The following is a 21,694-nucleotide window of genomic DNA, read 5'->3' as shown; positions in this document are numbered from 1 at the left end:
ATGACCGACGTGTCGCGACTGGCCCAGGTCCGGGCCAGGCTCGAGCTCCCGCTGGCCCGGCGGGCCTCGGGGCTGCTCGAGGGGCGGCACCGCTCGATCCTCAAGGGGCACGGGCAGGACTTCGACGACCTCCACCTGTACGCGCCGGGTGAGGACGTGGGCGACATCGACTGGAAGTCGAGCGCCCGCGCGGGCATCCCCGTGGTGCGCCGGTTCGTGCGCGAGTCCAACGTCAACCTGGTCCTCGTCGTGGACACGGGCCGCAACATGGGGGCGACGGCCGCGAGCGGCGAGCCCAAGGCCGACGTCGTGAGCTTCTGCTGCGCGCTCGTGGCCTACCTGGCGCGCGACCGCGGGGACCGGGTCGCGCTCGTCGCGGGGGACGCGCAGCGCCTCGTGCAGCTCCCGCCTCGGGCCAGCACGCAGGACCTCGAGCTCCTGCTCCGCACGGTCGAGCGGCAGCTGCGGGTCGAGGCCCCGCCGAGCGACCTGAACCGGGCGCTCGACCGGGCGCTCAACGCGTTCCGACGCCGCTCGATCATGGTCGTCGTGACGGACGAGGCACGACCGGGGCCCGAGCACGAGGCCCTGCTGCGGCGCCTGCGCGTGCGCCACGAGGTCATGGTCGTCGCGGTCGCGGACCTGTCGCCCGTCGGGGTCCCTACGCCGGACTCGGCCCCGGGCGGCGCCGCGGCGGCGCACGGCGCCCCCGGGCAGGTCGCGGACGTCGACGGCACGCTCGACCTGCCGCCGTTCCTGCGGGGGCGCGCGGACATCGTGGCGGGCGCGGCGCAGGCCGCCGTGTCCCGGCGGGCGTCGGTCGTGGACCTGCTGCACGCCCTCCAGGTGGAGGCCGTGAGCGTCACCGGGACCGACGACGTCGTGCCTCGTTTCGTCGAGCTGCTGGGGAGGGCGAAGCGTGCCCGACGATGAGCTCTACGCGCCGGCCCTCTACAGCGGCTGGTGGGCTGCCCTCGGGGTGGTGATCGTGCTGCTGGTCGTGGCATGGGTCGTGCTCGCGTTCCGCTCGACCCGGGCGTCGGCCGAGGAGAAGGCCCTGCGGTTCAGGCCGTCGTGGGCGACGGGTGCCCTCGACCCGTACGCGGGGCTGCGGACCGAGTTCGAGGCGCACCTCGACGCGGTCGAGGCGGCCTACCTCGCGGGTGGGCTCGACGAGCGCGGGCTGCACCTGGCGCTGTCGAAGGAGGTCCGTGGGTTCGCGTCGGGTCGCCTGGGCGTGGACGCCTCGGTGCTGACCCTGTCCGAGATCGAGCGCATGACGGGCACGGCGCACCTGACGCGCCTGATCGCGCGGTACTACCACCCGTCGTTCGCGGAGGACGAGGCCCTCGACGCGTCGTCCCGGCCGGGGCCGGGCGGCTCGCCCGACGGCCGGGAGTCGATCAACCGCGCCCGCTCGGTGGTGAGGACGTGGTGACGCCGGGGCCGCAGGGCGCCTCGATCCTGTGGCCGTGGCTGCTCGCCGCGGTCGTGGTCCTGGTCCTGGCCGCGGGTGCGGCGGCGTGGTGGCTCGCGCGCCGTCGTCGGGCACGGGCGCTCAAGGCGCAGCCCGACGACGTCACGTGGGTCGCGAACTCTTCCTACCTCGCGCAGGTCCCGGCCTTCGCGGCGTGGGTGCGCCGCTACCGCAGGCTCCAGGTCGCGGGGCTCGCGGGGCTGCTCGTCGCGCTCGTCGGCGTCGGCGCGGTCGCCGCCCGGCCGGTCGAGACGGACCTGGTCGTGGACCGCCTGGGGACGCGGGACATCGTCCTGTGCCTCGACGTGTCCGGGTCCATGACGGCGTACGACGGCGAGATCCTCAAGGTGTACTCGGAGCTCGTCGACAGCTTCGAGGGCGAGCGCATCGCGCTGTCGATCTTCAACTCGACGTCGAGGACCGTGTTCCCCCTGACGGACGACTACACGTTGGTCCAGGAGGAGCTCGCGGCGGGCATCGCGGCGTTCGACAAGGACCCCAGCACGCTCGACTTCAGCAGCGAGCGCGACCAGAAGGACGTCCTGGAGTTCCTCACGTACACCGCGGGGACCCTCGCGAACGAGTCCGCGGCGAGCCTCATCGGCGACGGGCTCGCGAACTGCGCGCTGCAGTTCGACGAGGAGACCACCGACCGGTCGCGCTCGATCATCCTCGCGACGGACAACTACGTCGCGGGCGAGCCCATCTACTCGCTCGAGGAGGCCTCGGCGCTCGTCGCCTCGCGCGACATCACGCTGCACGGCATCTACGGCGGCTCGGAGCTCTACGAGGGCACCCCCGAGGAGACGCAGTACCGCGAGGTCGTCGAGGCCGGCGGCGGGCTGTACTTCCTCGCGGGCGACCCGCGGGCCGTCGAGGGCATGGTCGAGGACGTGGTCGCGCAGCAGGCCGTCGAGCTCGACGCGAGCCCGGAGGTCGTCGTGACGGACCTGCCCACGATCTGGTTCCTCGTGGCGACCGCCGGTGCCGCCCTGCTCGTCGTCGTCGCCTGGAGGCTGCGCGAATGACCTTCCAGCCGTTGATCCCGCTGTGGGCGTGGGCCGTCGTGTTCGTCCCGCTGCTCGGCCTCGCCGGGTGGCAGCTCGTCGTCGCGCTCCGTGGTCCGTCGCGCGGTGCAGCCGGTCAGGGCGTGCCCGCCGGGCCGCGCGGTGCGTGGGTCCGGCGCACGGCCCTCGTCGCGGTCCTCTCCGTGATCGGGCTCGGCCCCTCGGTCCCCGTGACGGACCGCGACACGTCGGTCGCGAACGTGGACATGTTCTTCGTGGTCGACCGCACAGGCTCCATGGCGGCCGAGGACTTCGACGGCACGAACGAGCGCCTCGTGGGCGTCCGGCACGACGTCGCAAGCCTCACGGCCGACATCCCGGGCGCCCGCTACTCGATCATCTCGTTCGACTCCCAGGCGAGCCGCCAGGTCCCGCTCACGACGGACGCCCGGGCCATCACGTCCTGGGCCGACACCTTCAAGCGCGAGATCACGCTCTACTCGAAGGGGTCGCTCACCGACCGGCCGCTCGATGCGCTCCGCTCAGCGCTCGAGGGCGCAGCGACCGACCACCCGTCGAACGTCCGGCTCGTCTTCTTCCTGTCGGACGGCGAGCAGACCGCAGACGGCGAGCCCCGCTCGTACGAGGACCTCGCGCCCTTCGTCGACGGCGGCGCCGTCCTCGGCTACGGCACCCCGGAGGGTGGACGCATGAAGGAGTACGCGCCCGACGAGGACCCGGCCGACGCCGCCTACCTCAAGGACCCGTCCCGGGCGACCCTCGACGACCCCGAGTCGCCCGACGCGCTCTCGGTGATCGACGAGGACAACCTGCGCGCGGTCGCCACCCAGCTCGGCGTGCCGTACGTGCACCGCGAGACCACGGGCCCGACGGCGGAGCTCGTCGCAGGCGTGGACCCGCAGCAGGTCGCGGCGGACGGCAGGCGCCTGGTCACGGCGTACCGTCCGGTCGTGTGGCCTCTCGCGCTCGTGGGCGCCGCCCTGCTCGGGTTCGAGGCGTGGGCGGCGGGCCGGTCGGCGTCGCGCCGGGTGGGGGTGCGCGCATGACCGACAAGAGCCTGCCCCCGCGGCCGGGCGAACGCTCTGCCCAGGCCGCGGCGATGCGCGGACGGCGGCTGCGCCGTCGGGCACTGATGCTCCTGCTGCCCCTGCCCCTGCTGGTCGCCGCGCTCGTGCTCGGCACCAAGCTGGCCTTCCTCCCCGTGATCGCGTCCTACGCGTCCGGCCGGTACGAGGCGAGCGACTTCTCGGAGGCCGCCACGAACTTCGGCCTCCAGAAGACGATGAACGTCGTCGACCCGTGGAAGGCGTGGTTCAACACGGGGACCTCGAACCACCGGGCGGGCGACGACACCGCCGCCATCTCCGAGCTCCACCGCGCCTACGACCTCGCCGAGCACGAGGCGCCCATGGTCCGCTGCGAGATCCAGGTCAACCTGTCGATCTCCTACGAGACCGCGGGCGACTACGAGTCGACCACGGGCGAGGACTACCTGTCGCAGAAGGCCGCGCTCGAGGAGGCGCTCGCCGCGCGGGCGGCGGGCCAGGACTACAACTCCTACCTCATCGACCCGTACGGCACGGGCGAGGAGCTCGTCCCCGAGGACCTCCAGGACCAGGCCGCCCAGTGGTTCTCGTACGCCGAGCGTTCCTACGCGACGGCCGAGCAGGTCCGCGGGTGGCCGGGCTGCGAGGAGCAGCCGCCCCCGGAGAAGGAGCAGAACGAGGCATCGGTCCAGCGCCTGCAGGACAAGCAGCAGCAGGCGAAGGACGCACAGCCGCAGCAGCCCCAGGACCCGCAGGGCGGCACCGAGGGTGCGGAGCCGCCGCCCGAGACCGACCAGAGCGAGCAGGAGCGGGCCGAGGCCGAGCGGCAGGAGAAGCTCCAGCAGCAGAACTCCGAGGCCCGCGACGACGAGGACCAGAGCCGGCAGGAGTACCAGGAGTTCTTCGGCGACGACCCGGCCGGCGGGCCGGGCGACTCCGGAGGGTCCACCAAGAACTGGTGAGGGTCTCGCGGCGTAGGTCGTCGGGCGGTCAGTCGTCGAGCGCCTCGACGAGCAGGGTCCGTGGACCGGGGCCCTCCTCCGCGAGCACGTCGTGCGGGTTGGCCAGGACGCACTTGCGCAGCGACAGGCACCCGCACCCGATGCAGTCCGTGAGGTGGTCACGCAGGCGCACGAGCTGTTCGATCCGGGCGTCGAGGTCGGCGTGCCACATCCGCGACAGGCGTCGCCAGTCCTTGGCGGTCGGCGTGCGGTTCTGCGGGAGCGTGCCGAGGGCCTCGCGGACCAGGGCGAGCGGGATCCCGACGCGCTGCGAGACGCGGATGAACGAGACGCGGCGCAAGGTCTCCCGGGGGTAGCGACGCTGGTTGCCGGGCGTGCGGCGGGACGTGAGCAGGCCTTCGCGCTCGTAGAAGTGCAGGGCGGACACCGAGACGCCGCTGCGGCGTGCGAGCTCGCCGACCGTGAGCTCGTCATCGGGGTGCGGCCCGTCGTCAGGCATGATTGCTCCAGGCATTCGTCAATCCGTCCATCGACGAGACGAACAGCACTTGACCTCGACAATGGTTGAGGTTCGAGACTAGTCGAAGCGCTCGTTCGAGCACACCCCACCGCGCAGCCCCCACGGGGCCGCGCCCACCCCTGCGAGGAAACATGGAACCGCCACGCCCCGAGGCCCCCGAGGCCGAGGTCGCCGCCGCGATCGGCGACGCCCACACGCCGACCGCTCCCCCGTCGACCGCAGGGACGTCCGCACCGACCGAACCGTCCACCGCCACCTCTGCGGCACAGGCCCCCGCCGGCGCGGGCCTGTCGCCCGCGACCCAGCGCACCGTCCTCGTCGGGATGGTGGCCCTGGTGCTGCTCGGGGCGTTCGAGGCCCTCGCGGTGGCGACCGCGATGCACACGGTCGCCACGGCCCTCGACGGCATGGCGCTCTACGCCGTCGCGTTCGCGGGCTCGATCGCGGCGAGCGTCGTCGGCATGGTCGCAGCAGGCCGCTGGAGCGACCGGTTCGGACCGAGCCCGTCGCTGTGGGGCGGCGTGGGCATGTTCCTCGCGGGCCTGGTCGTCTCGGGGCTCGCCCCGACCATGGAGGTCTTCGTCGCGGGTCGCGTGGTGCAGGGGCTCGGCACCGGCATGTACATCGTGGCGCTGTACGTGCTCGTCGCCCGCGTCTTCCCCGAGGCCCGTCGGCCCGCCGTGTTCGCTGCCTTCGCCGCGGCATGGGTCGTGCCCTCGCTCGTCGGCCCGGTGATCTCGGGGCTCATGGTCCAGCACCTCGGGTGGCGCTGGGTCTTCCTCGCCGTCCCCGTGCTCGCCGTCCCGGCAGTGCTCATGATGCGCCCGGGACTACGCGCCGTCGACCAGGACCGCCGCGAGGTCACCCCCGACACGTCCGGGAACGCCGCCCTGTGGTGGGCGGTCGCCGCTGCCGTGGGCATCGGGCTGCTGCACTTCGCCGGTCAGCAGGAGGGGGCGCGACTGTACGTCCCGCTCGTCGTCGCGCTCGCGCTCGTCGTCGCCGCCGTCCCGCGCCTGCTCCCGCGCGGCACGGCCCGTGCCGCCCGAGGCCTCCCGTCGGTCATCGCGATCCGCGGCCTGGTCGCCGCGGCGTTCACCGGGACCGAGGTCCTGCTGCCCCTGCTCCTCCAGTCCGAGAGAGCCCTGTCCCCGACCCAGGCCGGCGGGATCCTCACCTTCGGGGCGATCGGCTGGTCGGTCGGCGCGTGGCTGCGCGGCAAGGCGCACTGGGGCTGGTCGCACGCGCGGTTCGTCCTCGTCGGGTCGTTGTTTGTCGCGGGCGGCATCTCCGGCACGGTGCTGCTCGCCTGGGCCGCGGTGCCGCCGATCGTCGGCATGCTCGCCTGGACGTTCGCGGGCCTGGGCATGGGCCTGGTCCATCCGACGCTCTCGGTGCTCACGCTCGCACTGTCCCCCGAGGACCAGCAGGGCGCGAACAGCTCGGCGCTCCAGGTGTCCGACGCGCTGTCCGCGGCCATCGCCCTCGCCGTGGCCGGGTCGATGCTCGTCGTGCTGCGCGAGCCCCTGGGGCTCGGGGCGTACGTCGTGTGCTTCGGGGTCATGGTCGCGATCGCGCTGCTCGCGGCGTTCGTGTCACCGCGGACCCGGGTCCCGGCCTGAGCCGACCGGCTTCTCGACGCCCTGCCGGGTCAGCGCGGGTCGTCGACACCGCCCGCGAGCGCCGCGGCGCCCTCGGCGTAGCGGTCGAGCACGATCGCTGCCAGGCGCGCGTCGGGCGCGAGCGGGGCCGTGACGAGGTCGGCACCGGTCTCGAGGAGGCGGTCGTGGAAGAAGCCGGGGGCGAGCAGGTAGGCGGCGACGACCACGCGCGGGACGTCGGTCGGCTCGCTGCCCGACGACGCCGCGAGGTCGTCGTCGAAGGGCTCGCCCGGGGCGGTGGTCGTCCGACCCCGAGGAGGCGTCGCGGCGAGCGTCTCGCGGGCGGACGCGACGGCCTCGCGCACGGACGGGGTGGCCATGGCGCCGAACCCGACCGTGACGGGGCCGTCATGGTGCGCGCGCAGGAGCTCGGCGACGTCCTCGACGTCGCGCGCGGCGCCCGCCTTGCTCGACCCGGCCGCTGCCAGGACCACGGCGTCGTGCGGGCGGACCCCGGCCTCGGCCAGGCGGTCGGCGAGGATCTCGGCGAGGCGCGGGTCGGGGCCGAGCGCACGGGCCGCGGTCGCGGGTCCGTGCTGGGGGCCGCGACCGGAGTGCGCGGGCGAGACGGCCTCGGTGATGTCGACGTCCACGTGGAAGCCCGTGGACAGCAGCAGCGGCACGACGACGGCCGCCCCGCCGGGGCCCGCGCCCGTGGCGGGCGGCGCGACGGCCTGCGTGACGACGTCGGCGACCTCGGGCTGCTGGACGTCGACGAACGCCTCGCGGACGTCGAGGTCGGGGCGGGTCGCGCGGACGTCCGCGAGGATCGCGCGGATCGCGGCCTGACCGTCCGGGTTGTTGGTGCCGTGCGAGCAGCCGACGAGCACGGCTGCGCCCACGCCGCTCGCACGGCTGCCCGCGGCGGCGGACGGCGCGCTCCCCTCGGTCGCGTCGGAGGGGAAACCCAGGATCTCCGTGCTCATGCCAGCTCCAGTCGATAGCCACGTTTGACGACGGTCTTGACGAGGGTGCGGTCACCGACCGCCTCGCGCAGCCGGGCGACCGCGACCTCGGCGGCGTGCGGGTCGCGCGAGTCGCCGGGCAGGGCCGCGAGGACCTGGTCCCGCGTCACGATGTCCCCGGCACGGGCGGCCAGCAGACGCAGTACGTCGAGGCCCGTGGGCGAGAGCGGCAGGACGCGGCCGTCGAGCACCGCGACGCGCGAGCGGATCTGCAGGTTGCCCGCGACGGTCACGAGCGCCAGGGTCTCGGCGTGCTCGTAGTGCCCGACGAGCGTGCGGACCAGCGCCCCGAGGCGGCCGCGGTCCGGCTGGAGCGTCGGGATGCCGCGGTGCGCGAGGGGTCGGGCCGTGATGGGGCCGACCGCGGCCGCGATCATGGCGCCGCGCGTGAACCGCGCCACGACCGCGTCGCCGACGCCCGCGGACTCGGCCGCCGCGAGCCATGCCTCGGCGCCCGGGGCCGACGTGAAGACGACCGCGTCGATCTCGCCGCCCGCTGCCGCGTGGACCGACGACCGGAGCGCGGTCTCGTCCGGCGGCGGCCCCCAGCGGTACACGATGAGGCTCGCGACGTCGGCCCCCGCCTGTGCGAAGACCACGTCGAGGCCGTCGGCCCCCGCCCCGTGGTGCTGGACCGCGATCCGCAGCCCGTCGACCCCTTCCCCGAGCAGCACGTCGGCGATCTCGCCCGACGTCTCCGACTCGGCGACCCAGTCGGCCTGGAGTCCTGCGGCCTGGATCGCGCCGCGCGCCTTGGGACCGCGCGCGACCAGTCGGGCGCGGCTCATGACGTCGAGCAGCTCGTCGGCCAGGCCGTGCGCGTCGGCGGCCTCGATCCAGCCGCGGAAACCGATGCCCGTGGTCACGACCACGACGTCGGGCGGGCGTGCGATCAGGTCGCGCGTACCCGCGAGCAACGCCTCGTCGTCCTCGTTGGGCACCATGCTCAGGGCCGGCGCGTGCCGCACCTCGGCGCCCCGGCGGGACAGGGCCGCGGCGAGCTCGGCCGAACGGCGGTCGGCCGTGACGAGGACCGTGCAGCCGGCCATGACCTGGCCCAGCGCGGGCCGGTGCTCGCCGGTGGGCTCGTCCGTGGCATCGGTGACGTCCGTGGCCTGCCCCGTCACAGGGCGGGCTCCGGCACGAGCACGGTCAGCCCGGGCAGGGGCGTCGTCGCGTCCGGGACGAGCAGCCCCTCGGCCGCGACGTCGCCCACGACGACGACCGCCGGCGCGCGGATCCCGGCGTCGGCCGCGCGGCGGACGAGCGTCCCGAGGGTGGCGCGCGTGACCCGCTGGTGCTGCGTGGAACCGGACTCGACCACGGCGACGGGCGTGGCGACGTCGGCCCCGGCGGTGACCGCCTGGTCCGTGATCTCGCTCAGCATCGACACTCCCATGAGGATCACCAGGGTAGCCGTGCGGTCGCGCACCGCGGCCAGCGCGACCACGCCCAGGGGCTCATGACCGTTGACGACCAGGAACGCGCCGACCGTCCCGCGGTGCGTGAGCGGGATGCCCGCGAGCGCCGGCACGGACAGCGCGCTGCTCACGCCGGGCACGACCTCGACCGGGACGCCCGCGGCCCGGCACGCGAGGACCTCCTCCCCGCCCCGCCCGTAGACGAACGGGTCGCCGCCCTTGAGCCGGACCACGCGTCGCCCGCGGCGGGCCTGCTCGACGAGGATCGCGTTGATCTGGTGCTGCGGGACAGGGTGGTGGCCCGGGGTCTTGCCGACGTCGATGATCTCGACGCCCGCGGGCAGGTCGGCGAGGACCTCGGTAGGCCCGAGGCGGTCGGTCACGACGACGTCGGCGCTCACGAGCGCACGCCAGGCGCGCACCGTGAGGAGGTCGGCGGCACCAGGTCCGCCGCCCACGAGCACGACCGAGCCGCCGGGCCCGGTGCCGCCGGCGCCGAACATGCGGTGACCGTCCGCCGAGCATGCGGTGGGCGTCCGATCCGGGCCGGATCCCGACGACAACCGCATGCTCGGCACCGAGGCGGCCCTCACGGGGTGGGGCCGGTCGGCGCCGCGACGTGCACGACGCCGTCGCGCACCTCGACCGGCCACGTCGCCAGGTCCGGGCCCGCCACGAGCACGGGGAGGAACCCGACCGCGTCGAGGCACTCTCCCGTCTCGAGCGCGAAGACCTGCTTGTACATCGGCGACGCGACGGTCGGCACCCCGCGGCGCGTCCCGACGATGCCGCGCGACATGACGTTCGCGCCGCTGAACGGGTCGAGCTGCTGGACCGCGAGCACGCGGTCGTCGGTCAGGCGGAAGAGCGCGACCTGCTGCCCGCCGACGAGCGCCGCGGCCCCGCGCTCGACCGCGAGGTCCGCGACGCGGCACACGGGCTGCCACGCCGGGCCGACCTGTGCGTCCTGCGCCGCACCCACCGACGCGCCCACCGACGCAGTCGTCGGGGCCGTCGTGCCCGTCGTGCCCACGATCTGCGCGCTCATGCCCGCACCTCCAACGTCGTCCCGGCGATCAGCACGGCACCTGCACGCTCCGCGGTCGTCGCCGGCCGTGGCTGCCCGCGCTCGGCCACGTACGCGAGGTCCGGGTCCGCCGTCGTGGGCGCGTTGACGAACGACCCGAACCGCTTGAGCTTCTCGGGGTCCTCCAGGACCGCGCGCCACTCGTCCTCGTACGCGTCCACGTGGAGCGCCATCGCGGCGTCGAGGTCGGCCGCGATGCCCAGCGAGTCCTCGAGGATCACGGCGCGGATCCCGTCGAGCCCGCCCTCGACCTCCTCGACCCACACCGACGTGCGCTGGAGCCGGTCCGCGGTGCGCACGTAGTACAGCAGGAAACGGTCGATCGTCCTGATCAGCGTCTCGTCGTCGAGGTCCTCCGCGAGGAGCCGCGCGTGCCGGGGCGTGAAGCCGCCGTTGCCGCCCACGTACACGTTCCAGCCCTTGTCGGTCGCGATCACGCCCACGTCCTTGCCGCGCGCCTCGGCGCACTCGCGCGCGCAGCCCGAGACGCCGAGCTTGATCTTGTGCGGCGAACGCAGGCCGCGGTACCGCAGCTCGAGGCGGACGGCCATGCCCACCGAGTCCTGCACCCCGAACCGGCACCACGTCGACCCCACGCACGACTTCACGGTCCGCAGCGACTTCCCGTACGCCTGCCCCGACTCCATGCCCGCGTCGACCAGCCGGCGCCAGATCAGCGGGAGCTGCTCGATCCGCGCCCCGAACATGTCGATCCGCTGGCCGCCCGTGATCTTGGTGTAGAGCCCGAAGTCCTTCGCGACCTGCCCGATCACGAGCAGCCCCTCGGGCGTGATCTCCCCACCCGGGATGCGCGGGACCACCGAGTACGTGCCGTCCTTCTGCATGTTCGCCATGACGTGGTCGTTGGTGTCCTGGAGCGCGGCCTGCTCGCCCGTCAGGATGTGACCGTTGCCCAACGAGGCCAGGACCGACGCCACGACCGGCTTGCAGATGTCGCACCCACGGCCGGGGCCCGCGGCCGGGAGCCCGGCCGGGGCGACGCCGTCGGGCATCTCCTCGACGGCGGCCGGGACGCGCCCGAACCGCGCGATGATCTCGCTGAACGTGTGCAGGTCCGCGACGCGGACCGCGTCGAAGAGCTGTGCACGCGAGAGCTCGAAGTGCTCGCACAGCGCGTTCGAGACCTCGATCCCGGCCTTCTCGAGCTCGGTCGTCGTGAGCCTCTTGACGAGAGGGAGGCACGAGCCGCAGCTCGTGCCCGCCCGGGTGCAGGCCTTGACCGCGGCGACGTCGGTGCACGCGTGCTCGGTCACGGCCCCGCGGATCGTCCCTGCGGCGACGTTGTTGCACGAGCACACCGTGGCGTCGTCGGGCAGCTCGAGCCCCGCCGCGCCGCCGGCCGCAGCGCCCTCGGGCAGGAGGTACGAGCCGGGGTCGCCCGGCAGCTCGCGCCCGACCATGGGCCGCAGGGCCGCGTACGGCGTCGCGTCGCCCACGAACACGCCGCCCAGGAGCGTGCGCGCGTCGTCGGACAGGACGAGCTTCTTGTAGACGCCCGCGACGGGGTCCGCCCAGACGAGCTCCATGGCGCCCTCGGTGCGCGCGAACGCGTCGCCGAAGCTCGCGACGTCCACGCCCCGCAGCTTGAGCCTGGTCGCGGTGTCCGCGCCAGGGAACGTCGCCGCGCCGCCCAGCAACCGGTCCACGACGACCTCGGCCATCGCGTACCCCGGGGCCACGAGCCCCAGGCACCTGCCCTCGATGCACGCGACCTCGCCGACCGCCCACACGTGCGGGTCCGGCGTCCGGCACGACAGGTCGACGACCGCGCCGCCGCGCTCGCCGACCGGCAGGCCCGCGTCCCGGGCCAGCTCGTCGCGCGGCCGGACGCCCGTCGCCAGGACGACCACGTCGACGTCGAGCCGCCCGCCGTCCACGAAGTCGAGGCGGCCCACGTGACCCGTGGCGCGCGCGGGCCGCATCTGCTGGGTCGCGGTGCTCACGCGCACCGCGATGCCCATGTCGTTGATGAGGCGACCGAGCGCCTGCCCGCCGCCCAGGTCGACCTGCGCGTCCATGAGGTGCGTCCCGAACTGGATGACGGTCGCCTGGGCGCCGAGCGCCTTGAGCGCTCCCGCGGCCTCGAGCCCCAGGAGGCCGCCACCGATGACCGCGCCGCGCACCGGGCGGTCGTACGACGTCCCGGCCCGCTCCTCGCGCTTGGCCTCGACCCACCCGCGCAGGGCCGCGACGTCGTCGATCGTGCGGTACACGAACACGCCCGGCAGCTCGTTGCCCGGGATCGGGGGGCGCGCCGCGTCGGAGCCCGTCGCGAGCACGAGCTCGTCGTAGTCGTGGACCCGGCCCAGGCGGTCGGTGACCTGACGTGCCTCGCGGTCGATCGAGTCGACGCGGCAGTCGCGCACCAGGCGCACGAGCGGGTCGTCCCACAGCGCGGGGTCGCCGAGGGTGAGCTCCTCGGGGTCGCGCGCCGAGAAGTACGAGGTCAGCGCCACGCGGTCGTACGGGTGGCGGGGCTCCTCGGCGAAGACGGTGACCCGCCACTCGCCGGCGGTGTCACGGGCGCGCAACGCCTCGACGAGACGCTGGGCGACCATGCCGCCGCCGACGACCACGAGGTGACGGGAAGATCTCGATGATGCGGTCACGGGGGCTCCTGGGGGGTGCGGTCCGGGTGTCCGGGAAGCGGCTGCTGCTCCGGACACTAGGGATGCGCGGTTTCCGCGCCGCTCCCGCCCCTTTGCCCCGCCGTAACGTTCTTCTCACGCGCACGGCGGCGTGCGCGTGAGAACGCGCCGCGCGCCCTCGAGCGGCGCCCCGGGAGCCCTGTCAGCGCGGGGCGCCAGCCGGTTCCGGGGCGGCGGGGAGCGCGGGTGCGGGGCCGCCCTGCTCCGGGTCCGCGCGCCGCAACCAGTCGGCGAGCCCGCACACGACGTCCTTGCAGCCGCCGCACCCGGTCGTCGCGCGCGTCGTGCGGGCGATGTCCATGGTGCTGCGCGCCCCCTCGCGCCAGCTCGCGACGACGTCGCCCTTGGTCACCCCGTTGCAGCTGCACACCGTGGTCCGGTCGGGCATGTGCGTGGGGTCCGACGCCGGAGCGGCCGCCTGCGCGACGGGTCGCAGCAGCAGGTGGGCCGGGTCCGCGGGCACGGGGACCCGGCGCGTGTAGGCCGCGGTGAGGTCGGCACCGATCTGCGGGGCGCCGACCACGGTCGCCCCGACGAGGAACCCGCCCGCGACCACGACCTCGACGTGCCGCCCCGCGTCGGGGTCGGTCAGGCGGAGCGTCCGATGGGTCGGGTCGTGGGGACGCCGTGACCCGCAGACACCCATCGCGACCACGTCGAGGCCCGCGGCCTTGAGCCGCACGACGTCGGTGGGTGGCGCCGTGGGCGGCGAGGGCGGTGCGCTGGGCGCGGGCGGCACCTCTCGCGCCGGCATCTCTCCGGGCGACGACCTCGCCCCACCGCCGCGAGGGTCGTCCCCAGGTGCGGCCAGCCGGGGTTCCTGGGCGCCGTGGACCCCCGTTGGCCGCGTCTCGCGCAGGCTGCGACTCGGCGGACCCCCTGCGCTCCGCTCGACGTCGAGCGCGATCCGCAGCGCCATGCTCGGCCGGTCCTCGTCGACGAACCGGACGCGGGGTCGCGGCCTCGCCCCGGCGGGGTCGTGCGCAGGACTCCCCGGCGCGCCCCCAGGTTCCGTCCGCGACCCCCACAGGGCGAGCCGCGCCGCGAGCCGCCGCGACTGCTCCCACCCCTGCGCGATCAGCCCCGTCCCGCCCTCGGGCGGCTGCGCGCAGTCACCGATCGCGTACACGTCCGGGTCGTCGGGGCTCGACAGCCCCTGCCCGACGACGACGCCCCGGTCCACCGTCAGGCCAGCGGTCCGGGCGAGAGTCGCCTCGGGCACCGTCCCGCACGCGAGCACGAGCAGGTCGGCCGGGATCTCGTCGGCCGGGCCCGCGGCAGCGGGCACTCCGGTGGCCCCAGCCCCCGGTGCGCCGGTCGCGCGAGGCGTGCGTCCGCCGTCGGGCACGAGGACGAGCCCCGAGAGCGCCGCGCCCCCGTCGCCGACGCGGCGCACCACGACCTCGCGTGTGCGTGCCCCGGTCCGTACCGTGATCCCGAGCTCGGCGAGCGTGCGCAGGGCCGCGAGGCCCGCGTCGGGGCCGAGCTGACGGTCCATGGGGCTCGCACCACCGTGCACCACGGTCACCGCGAGACCGCGGCGAGCCAGGCCGCACGCGACCTCGAGCCCCAGGACCCCGGCCCCGATCACGACGGCGCGTCGCGCGTTGGCGGTCGCTGCGACGATCTCGCGCGCGTCGTCGAGCGTGCGCAGGGCGTGCACCCCCGCGGGCAGCGACCCGCCGGGTCCCGACCGCAGGCCCGGGACGTCCGGGACGCGCGCGGCAGAGCCCGTCGCGAGCACCACCGCGTCGTAACCGAAGGCCCCGTCGCTCGTGAGCACGGTGCGCGCGGCGCGGTCGATCGCGATCGCGGGCGCACCGCGGTGCACCTCGACCCTCCCGTCGCCCGCCGAGGGCATGGTCAGCGCACCGATGTCGGCCCGACCCGCGACGACCTCGCTCAGCAGGACGCGGTTGTACGGCTCGTACTCCTCGCCGCCGAGCACCGTGACGCGGACCCGACCCGGTCCGACGCTCGCCAGCAGGTCGGCCACGAACCTCGACCCGACCATGCCGTCGCCCACGACGACGACCCGGAACATGGTGTCGGTCATGCGACCACCTCCCCGGAGCGCTCGAGAGTCCGGCCCACGTGCGCATCCGGGTCCGCGTCAGGATCCGGCGCGACCGCGACCGCGCAGACCTTGAACTCGGGCATCCCGGAGATCGGGTCCGTCGCGTCGGTCGTGATGCGGTTGACGCTCCCGGCGCCGCTCCAGTGGAAGGGCATGAAGACCGTGTCGGGGCGGATCCTGTCGCTCCACCGCGCGGGCGCCCGGACCTCGCCTCGCGCCGACGTGAGGCGCACCGGGTCCCCGTCCTGGACACCCAGGCGGAAGCCGAGGATCGGGTGCATCTCGACGAACGGACCGGGCACGATCCGGTCGAGGTCGGCGACGCGGCGGGTCTGCGCTCCCGACTGGTAGTGCTGCAGGACGCGGCCCGTCACGAGGTAGACCGGGGCGTCGGGCCGCAGGTCGTCGCTGGGGCCGACGTGGTCGACCGCGACCATGCGCGCGCGCCCGTCGGGGGTGTGGAAGCGGTCGAGGAACATCCGCGGGGTGCCGGGGTGCGCCTCTCCCCCGACCGGGCCGGCCGGCACCGGCCAGAACAGCCCCGGCCCGCCCGCGGCCTCGTCGGCGTCGAGCCGCGCGTGGCTGAGCCCCGAGTAGTCCGCGACGCCGCCCGCCGAGGCCCGGGCCAGCTCGTCGAACACCTCGGCCGGTTCCAGCGGGAAGGGCACGGTCGAGCCCAGCCTGCGCGCGAGCTCGGCGAAGACCCACAGCTCGGACCGCACGCCGGCCGGCGGCGTCACGGCCTGCCGGCGGCGGATCACGCGCCCCTCGAGCGAGGTCATGGTCCCCTCCTCCTCGGCCCACTGCGTCACGGGCAGCACGACGTCGGCGCGCAGCGCGGTCTCGGACGGCACCAGGTCGCACACCACGAGCAGGTCCAGGGCGTCGAGCCGCTCGGCGACGGACGTCGCGTTAGGCGCGCTGACCAGCACGTTCGACCCGTGCACGAGCAGCGCGCGCGGCCCTCCCGGTGTCCCGAGCGAGCGCAGCAGCTCGACCGCAGGCTTGCCCGGCCCGGGCAGCGAGGCGGGGTCCACGCCCCACACCGCGGCGACGTGGGCGCGCGCGGCCGGGTCGTCGATCTTGCGGTAGCCGGGGAGCTGGTCGGCCTTCTGTCCGTGCTCCCGGCCGCCCTGCCCGTTGCCCTGCCCCGTGATCGCGCCGTACCCGGAACCGGTCCGACCGGGCAGGCCGAGCACGAGCGCCAGGTCGATCGCCGCGGTGACGGTCGCGGTGCCCTGCGTCGACTGCTCGACGCCCCGCCCCGTCAGGACGTACGCACCGCGCCCGCCGCGCGAGGGCGAGGCCGCCGCGAGCAGCCGCGCGACCCGGCGGAGGTCGTCGGCCGCGATCCCGCACACGGTCTCGGCGCGCTCGGGCCACCAGGCCGCGACCGCGCGGCGCACGTCCTCGACCCCGGACACGCGCGCGGCGAGGTACTCCTCGTCGGCGAGACCCTCGGCCCACACGACGTGCAGGAGCGCGAGCAGCACCACGAGGTCGGTGCCCGGCACCGGCTGCAGGTGGACGCCCTGCGGCGGCGCGTCCGCCGCACCGCCGGGCGCCCCCGCGCCCGTGAGCGCGGCCGTCGCCGTGCGTCGTGGGTCCACGACCACGAGCCCGCCGCGCGAGCGCACCCCCGCGAGGTGCTGGACCGAGGGCGGCATGGTCTCGGCCGGGTTCGAGCCGAGCAGCAGCACCGCGTCGGCCCCCGCGAGGTCCGCGAGCGGGAACGGCATCCCCCGGTCGGCACCGAACGCCCGGTTCGCCCCGGCCGCCGCGCTCGCCATGCAGAAGCGCCCGTTGTAGTCGATGTTCGCGGTCCGCAGGACGGTCCGTGCGAGCTTTCCCAGCGCGTACGCCTTCTCGTTGGTGAGTCCCCCGCCGCCGAAGACCGCTACCGCGTCCCGCCCGGAGTCACCCTGGATCGCGGTGATCTCGCGGGCGACCCGGTCGAGCGCCTCGTCCCACGTCGCGGGCCGCAGCTCGCCGCGGGTCACGTCGCCCGCCGCGTCGACCGTGCGGTCGCGCACGAGCGGGACCGTGAGCCGGTCGCTCGCCGTGAGCAGGCTCGCGCTGGTCCAGCCCTTCTGGCACAGCCCGCCCTTGTTGGTGGGGAACTCGCGCGGTGCGACGACCGCGCGGGGCGAGCCCGCGCCGTCGGGCCCACGGTCCTGCGCGGGCGTGAGCGTCATGCCGCACTGCAGCGCGCAGTAGGGGCAGTGCGTGTCACTGCCCGACGGCGCCGCTCGCCCGGGGAGTGCGGCCACGCCGGGGCCGGGAGCCGAGCGGGCCACGCTCAGATCCCCGCCGAGGCCAGTGCCGCACCCCGGCGCTGGTAGACGGCCCACGTGACCGCGGCCATGACCGCGTACACGCCGATGAAGATCCACAGCGCCGGGACGAGCGACCCCGCGAGGTCGTTCGAGACCGCGAAGCCGCGCGGGATGAGGAACCCGCCGAACGCCCCGACGGCCCCTGCGATCCCGATGCAGCCCGCGGCCGCCTTGCGGACGCGGGTGCGGTGGGCGGCGCGCTCGTCGTCTGGCAGCCCCTTCGCCGTCGCCTCCCCCGACGCCGCGAAGACCGCGGGGATCATGCGGTAGGTCGCGCCGTTGCCGATGCCCGTCGCGACGAACAGCAGCAGGAACGAGCCGAAGAACAGCCCGAACGAGTGCGACCCCAGGGCCTGGATCGCGCCGAACGCCCCGACGGCCATGACACCGAACGCCGCGATCGTCACGCGTGCGCCCCCCACCCTGTCGGCGACGATCCCGCCGAGCGGGCGGGACACCGCACCCACGAGCGCACCGAGGAAGGCGATTGAGAGCGTGACCTCGGGGAACTGGTTCTTGAGGAGCGTCGGGAACGCACCCGAGTAGCCGATGAACGACCCGAACGTCCCGATGTAGAGGAACGAGATGATCCACGTGTGCCGGTTGCGGGTCGCGGACGCGAACGAGCGGACGTCGGCCGTGGCGTGCGACAGGTTGTCCATGTACCGCCAGGCGAGGAACGCCGCGACCAGGACGAACGGGATCATCATGAGACCCGCACGTTCCAGGGCGATGCCCGCCCCCGTGACGATCACGAGCGGCACCGCGAGCTGGACGGCGGCGGTCCCGAGGTTGCCGCCTGCGGCGTTGAGGCCGAGCGCCCTGCCCTTCTCCCTCTCCGGGTAGAAGAACGAGATGTTGGCCATGGAGGACGCGAAGTTACCGCCGCCGAACCCGGCGAGCGCCGCGACGAGCAGCATCACGCCGAACGGCGTCTGCGGGTCCTGCACGACGACCGCGAGCGAGACCGTGGGCACCAGGAGCAGCAGCGCGGACGCGATCGTCCAGTTGCGTCCGCCGAACAGCGGCACCGCGAACGTGTACGGGATGCGCAGGGTCGCGCCCACGAGGCTCGGGACGGCGATGAGCCAGAACTGCTGGTCCACGGTGAAGGCGAAGCCGGCCGTGCCGAGCTGCGGCACGACGATCGACCACAGGGCCCACACGGCGAACCCGAGGAACTCGGCGAAGACCGAGATCCACAGGTTGCGGGTGGCGACGGCGCGGCCGCCGTCGCGCCAGAAGGTCGGGTCCTCGGGGTCCCAGTGCTCGATCCAGCGGCCACGACGACGAGACGACGGGGTCGCTGCGGCGGACGGGGCCGCCGGTGGCACCGACGGCCGCCTGGGCGTTGCGGTCGTGACCTGCGGGGTAGGGCCTGCGGGGACGGACATGGCGCCTCCTGGGGGGACCGGGGTGGGACCTGGGACCGGGTGAACCGGCACGTCGAGCGACGCCCGACCGGTACCCGTGACCGTAGGAAGCGCGTGTTTCTGCCGGACGCGGCGCCCGTTTCTCGTCCGTAAGGGTTTGCGCACACCGCGGCCGGCCCCGCTGTGAGAGCCTCTGCAGCACCCGCCCGGAGGACTGCCGGGGAGCACAGTGACCAAACCGTCAGGTGATATCCGGGCCGTCCGGCGTTTCATCCTGCCCGAGCCCGACCGACCCGGTTTAGACTCGCGCCAGTCCCTTCGACGGCGGCCGGGCTGGGCGCGCTCCGACCGCTGCACGACGGGGCGAACCGCTGGACCCACGTCCAGGGGTTGAGATTCGAGAAAAGGATCCACGCATGCCGCGACAGAGCACCGCTGCATCCGGAGCGGTCAACCCGCTGCGCGCGCTCGCCGCGCTCGTCCGCCTGACGAGTGCGTCCGCACCGAAGGACGTCGACCACAGCGCGGCCCTGTGCCGCGTGTGCGCCTGGTACCTCGACGAGCCGGGCTGGACGCTCGACGGCCCCACCCACACGATCTGCGACTGCTGCGGGTCCGAGAGCGGGATCGACGACACGACCCCCGAGCGCATCATCGCCTACCGCCGCCGCTGGACCCGTGGGGGCCACGTCTGGTTCGACCCCACGCGACGACCCGCCGGCTGGACCTACGACGACGGCCTGCCGTCGGACACGCAGGACCGCTGGAGCGCCGCGAGTCACTGACGTCTCCCCGCACCACCTGCCACGCCCGGCCGCTCCCGGCCGCCGTGAGGTCCTACCCCTGGCCGGGTGCTCCCCACGTCCCTCCGCCAGGGGGCGGGGCACAGGGGCCGGGGGCGACGAGCGCCGCGATCTCGGCCCGCACCGCCACGCCGTCGCCTGTCCTCATGACGGTGTAGACGACTCCTTCGTGCGAGCTCGACGCAGGCGCGTTGCCGACCATCGCGGAGTCGACCGGCGGATCGTCGGGCACGGGCGCCCAGGCTGTCGTGACGAGGTCCGCGGTCGGGTTCTCCCTCAGCCAGTTGGCCGTCTCGCTGACGGTCGCACCAGGGATCTTCCAGAACGCCTCGAGCTCTTCGACCGGCCCGCACGACCAGCCGGTGAAGGAGGTGAAGGTGGCGACGCTGGAGTCGGATCGGATCGCTCCGGGCGGCACGACCGCCGCGTCCAGCCAGGCCTGGGCCCGCTCGCGTGCTGCTGCACCGTCGGCCCCCGGTGCGGAGGTCGCCTCACCGCTCGACGTGACGGCGACGGGGCCTGGGGTCGCCGGCCCGCCGTCGCCGTCGTCACCGGCGGCGGGGACGGAGACGGGGGCGGGGGCGGAGGCGGGGGCGGGGGCGGCACAGCCGGTCACCGAGAGGGTCACGAACAACGCACCGATCACCAGGCCTGAGCGACTTCGCATGCGCACACCCTAGCGGCGAGGGGACTGCCCGACCGCACACCGATCATCGTGCATCCGCTGAGGCGTCGGCGGTCTCTCCGCAGCGCCCGGCGGGGCCGTCAACCCCAGACGAGCGCCTGGGCCGGGTCCTCGAGGATCTTCGCGACGTCGCTCAGCACGTACGCTCCGAGCGCGCCGTCGACCAGGCGGTGGTCGAAGCTCAGCGCGAGCTGCGTGACCCAGCGCTTCTTGATCTTGCCCTTGTGGACCCAGGGCTGCTCGCGGATCGCGCCGAACGCGAGGATCGCGGCCTCGCCCGGGTTGAGGATCGGGGTGCCCGTGTCGATCCCGAACACGCCCACGTTGGTGATCGTGATCGTCCCGTCGGACATGTCGGCGGGCGACGTGCGACCCGCGCGGGCCGTGGCCGTGAGGTCGGAGAGCCCTTGGGCGAGACCCTTGAGGTCGAGGCGGTGCGCGTCCTTGATGTTCGGCACGACGAGCCCGCGGGGCGTCGCGGCCGCGATCCCCAGGTTCACGTAGTGCTTGTAGACGATCTCCTGCGCGGCCTCGTCCCAGCTCGCGTTGATGTCGGGGTGGCGGCGCACCGCGAGCAGCAGCGCGCGGGCCGTGATGAGCAGGGGTGTGACGCGCACGTCCTTGAACTCGCGGTCCTCGCGGAGCCTCGCGACGAGCTTCATGGTCTTGGTGACGTCGACCGTGTGGAACTCGGTCACGTGCGGTGCCGTGAACGCGCTCTGGACCATCGCTTCGGCCGTGCGCTTGCGGACGGACTTCACGGGCACGCGGGTCTGGCGTCCGTCGGGGGTCACGGACGACCCGGTGCCCGCGTCGTTGAGCCAGGGCGAGTCGTCGCCCGCGTAGGTCGCGAGCGTGCGCGGCTCGGAGCGCGCGTTGTAGGCGAGCACGTCCTCGCGCGTGATGATCCCGCCGGGCCCGGTCGCGGGCACGGACGCGAGCTCGACGCCCAGGTCGCGCGCGAGCTTGCGCACGGGGGGCTTGGCGAGGACGGTCCGTCCGGCGGTCGCGGCGGAGACCAGGGCACGGATGGGGCCCGACGGCGCCGGTCGCGTCGCCTGCGCGGGTGCGCCGGGCGCCGGGGTCGCCGGAGCGGAGGGCGCGTCGGCGGGAGCGGGGCGCTGCGCCGTCGGGCCTGCGGCGGAGGCCGTCGCGGCGCCGCGGCGCGGGCGACGCGCGCTCGCCTGCTCGGCGACGCCGTAGCCGACCAGGACCGCACCGCTGCCCTCGGCAGCGGGGGCTTGCTCCGCGGGGGCGGCGGGAGCCGACGGCCCGCCCGTCGGGTCGGTGTCGACCACGATGATCGGCACGCCGACCTCGACCGTGTCGCCCTCGGCCGCGAGGAGCTCGGTCACGACGCCCGTGTAGGGCGAAGGGAGCTCGACGAGCGACTTGGCGGTCTCGATCTCCACGATCGTCTGGTTGACCGTGACCTCGTCGCCGACGGCGACGTGCCACTGCACGATCTCCGCCTCGGTGAGTCCCTCGCCGGCGTCGGGGAGCTTGAACTGCTCGAAGGTGGGCACTGCCTGCTCCTCGTGTGAACTGGTCTGCGGGTCGGAAGGTCGGGTGCGGCGCGGGGCC

The 21,694-nt window shown here is 74.6% G+C and carries 18 protein-coding genes; 7 read left to right on the top strand and 11 right to left on the bottom strand.

Annotated elements, in window-relative coordinates:
* Genes H9640_RS08090 through H9640_RS08070 form a run of 5 tightly spaced genes read left to right on the top strand, consistent with a single transcriptional unit; the run spans nucleotide 1 to nucleotide 4,513 of the window.
* Complete coding sequence (locus H9640_RS08090; protein ID WP_191790198.1) at nucleotides 1-933, top strand: DUF58 domain-containing protein; 933 nt, start codon at nucleotides 1-3, stop codon at nucleotides 931-933.
* Complete coding sequence (locus H9640_RS19620) at nucleotides 920-1,438, top strand: hypothetical protein (protein WP_191790197.1); 519 nt, start codon at nucleotides 920-922, stop codon at nucleotides 1,436-1,438. Before H9640_RS08090 ends, H9640_RS19620 begins: the two co-directional genes overlap by 14 nt.
* Nucleotides 1,435-2,505, top strand: coding sequence for a vWA domain-containing protein (locus H9640_RS08080; RefSeq protein ID WP_191790196.1), 1,071 nt, complete (start codon nucleotides 1,435-1,437; stop codon nucleotides 2,503-2,505). Before H9640_RS19620 ends, H9640_RS08080 begins: the two co-directional genes overlap by 4 nt.
* Nucleotides 2,502-3,551, top strand: a complete 1,050-nt coding sequence (locus H9640_RS08075; protein WP_191790195.1) for a vWA domain-containing protein — start codon at nucleotides 2,502-2,504, stop codon at nucleotides 3,549-3,551. The genes H9640_RS08080 and H9640_RS08075 overlap by 4 nt, the downstream gene beginning before the upstream one ends.
* Nucleotides 3,548-4,513 (top strand): hypothetical protein, encoded by a 966-nt coding sequence (locus H9640_RS08070; protein ID WP_191790194.1) that lies wholly within the window; start codon nucleotides 3,548-3,550, stop codon nucleotides 4,511-4,513. The genes H9640_RS08075 and H9640_RS08070 overlap by 4 nt, the downstream gene beginning before the upstream one ends.
* A 28-nt stretch (nucleotides 4,514-4,541) precedes the next feature.
* On the opposite strand, the gene soxR is transcribed toward H9640_RS08070, so the two are convergent.
* The gene (gene soxR / locus H9640_RS08065; protein ID WP_191790193.1) at nucleotides 4,542-5,012 is read right to left on the bottom strand and encodes a redox-sensitive transcriptional activator SoxR; all 471 of its coding nucleotides are present in this window, start codon (nucleotides 5,010-5,012) and stop codon (nucleotides 4,542-4,544) included.
* A gap of 152 nt (nucleotides 5,013-5,164) precedes the next feature.
* Between soxR and H9640_RS08060 the strand changes: the two genes are divergently transcribed.
* Entirely contained in the window at nucleotides 5,165-6,655 is a 1,491-nt protein-coding gene (locus tag H9640_RS08060; RefSeq protein ID WP_191790192.1) for an MFS transporter, read from the top strand.
* Nucleotides 6,656-6,684: 29 nt separating this feature from the next.
* Here the strand turns inward: H9640_RS08060 and H9640_RS08055 are convergent, their stop codons facing one another.
* The 8 genes from H9640_RS08055 to H9640_RS08020 form a co-directional block, all read right to left on the bottom strand.
* Nucleotides 6,685-7,620, bottom strand: coding sequence for a sirohydrochlorin chelatase (locus tag H9640_RS08055; protein WP_191790191.1), 936 nt, complete (start codon nucleotides 7,618-7,620; stop codon nucleotides 6,685-6,687).
* Nucleotides 7,617-8,708, bottom strand: coding sequence for a uroporphyrinogen-III synthase (locus H9640_RS08050; protein ID WP_191790295.1), 1,092 nt, complete (start codon nucleotides 8,706-8,708; stop codon nucleotides 7,617-7,619). Before H9640_RS08050 ends, H9640_RS08055 begins: the two co-directional genes overlap by 4 nt.
* Before the next feature lie 74 nt (nucleotides 8,709-8,782).
* Nucleotides 8,783-9,583: a uroporphyrinogen-III C-methyltransferase gene (gene cobA / locus H9640_RS08045; RefSeq protein ID WP_225226868.1), complete on the bottom strand. Its 801-nt coding sequence runs from the start codon at nucleotides 9,581-9,583 to the stop codon at nucleotides 8,783-8,785.
* 86 nt (nucleotides 9,584-9,669) lie between these two features.
* Nucleotides 9,670-10,128 carry a nitrite reductase small subunit NirD gene (gene nirD, locus H9640_RS08040; protein WP_191790189.1) on the bottom strand — a complete coding sequence of 153 codons (459 nt, stop codon included), beginning with the start codon at nucleotides 10,126-10,128 and terminating at the stop codon, nucleotides 9,670-9,672.
* Nucleotides 10,125-12,746 carry a nitrite reductase large subunit NirB gene (gene nirB, locus H9640_RS08035; RefSeq protein ID WP_191790294.1) on the bottom strand — a complete coding sequence of 874 codons (2,622 nt, stop codon included), beginning with the start codon at nucleotides 12,744-12,746 and terminating at the stop codon, nucleotides 10,125-10,127. The genes nirD and nirB overlap by 4 nt, the downstream gene beginning before the upstream one ends.
* A 232-nt stretch (nucleotides 12,747-12,978) precedes the next feature.
* Nucleotides 12,979-14,892, bottom strand: a complete 1,914-nt coding sequence (locus H9640_RS08030) for an FAD-dependent oxidoreductase (RefSeq protein ID WP_225226867.1) — start codon at nucleotides 14,890-14,892, stop codon at nucleotides 12,979-12,981.
* Entirely contained in the window at nucleotides 14,889-17,108 is a 2,220-nt protein-coding gene (locus tag H9640_RS08025) for a molybdopterin oxidoreductase family protein (protein WP_191790188.1), read from the bottom strand. Before H9640_RS08025 ends, H9640_RS08030 begins: the two co-directional genes overlap by 4 nt.
* A 104-nt stretch (nucleotides 17,109-17,212) precedes the next feature.
* Nucleotides 17,213-18,643 (bottom strand): MFS transporter, encoded by a 1,431-nt coding sequence (locus tag H9640_RS08020; protein WP_191790187.1) that lies wholly within the window; start codon nucleotides 18,641-18,643, stop codon nucleotides 17,213-17,215.
* 395 nt (nucleotides 18,644-19,038) lie between these two features.
* Here H9640_RS08020 and H9640_RS08015 point away from each other — a divergent pair, with 395 nt between their 5' ends.
* Nucleotides 19,039-19,407 (top strand): hypothetical protein, encoded by a 369-nt coding sequence (locus H9640_RS08015; protein WP_191790186.1) that lies wholly within the window; start codon nucleotides 19,039-19,041, stop codon nucleotides 19,405-19,407.
* A 52-nt stretch (nucleotides 19,408-19,459) separates the two neighbouring features.
* Here the strand turns inward: H9640_RS08015 and H9640_RS08010 are convergent, their stop codons facing one another.
* Both H9640_RS08010 and H9640_RS08005 read right to left on the bottom strand, forming a co-directional pair.
* Nucleotides 19,460-20,092 carry a hypothetical protein gene (locus tag H9640_RS08010; protein WP_191790185.1) on the bottom strand — a complete coding sequence of 211 codons (633 nt, stop codon included), beginning with the start codon at nucleotides 20,090-20,092 and terminating at the stop codon, nucleotides 19,460-19,462.
* A gap of 98 nt (nucleotides 20,093-20,190) precedes the next feature.
* Nucleotides 20,191-21,636 (bottom strand): dihydrolipoamide acetyltransferase family protein, encoded by a 1,446-nt coding sequence (locus tag H9640_RS08005; protein WP_191790184.1) that lies wholly within the window; start codon nucleotides 21,634-21,636, stop codon nucleotides 20,191-20,193.
* Between the last annotated feature and the right edge of the window lie 58 nt (nucleotides 21,637-21,694).

Origin of the sequence: Oerskovia gallyi, from assembly GCF_014836745.1 — a bacterium.
Taxonomy (GTDB): Bacteria; Actinomycetota; Actinomycetes; order Actinomycetales; family Cellulomonadaceae; genus Oerskovia; species Oerskovia paurometabola.
Note: the sequence above shows the minus strand (reverse complement) of the source record. Positions and strands in the feature narration are given on the sequence as shown.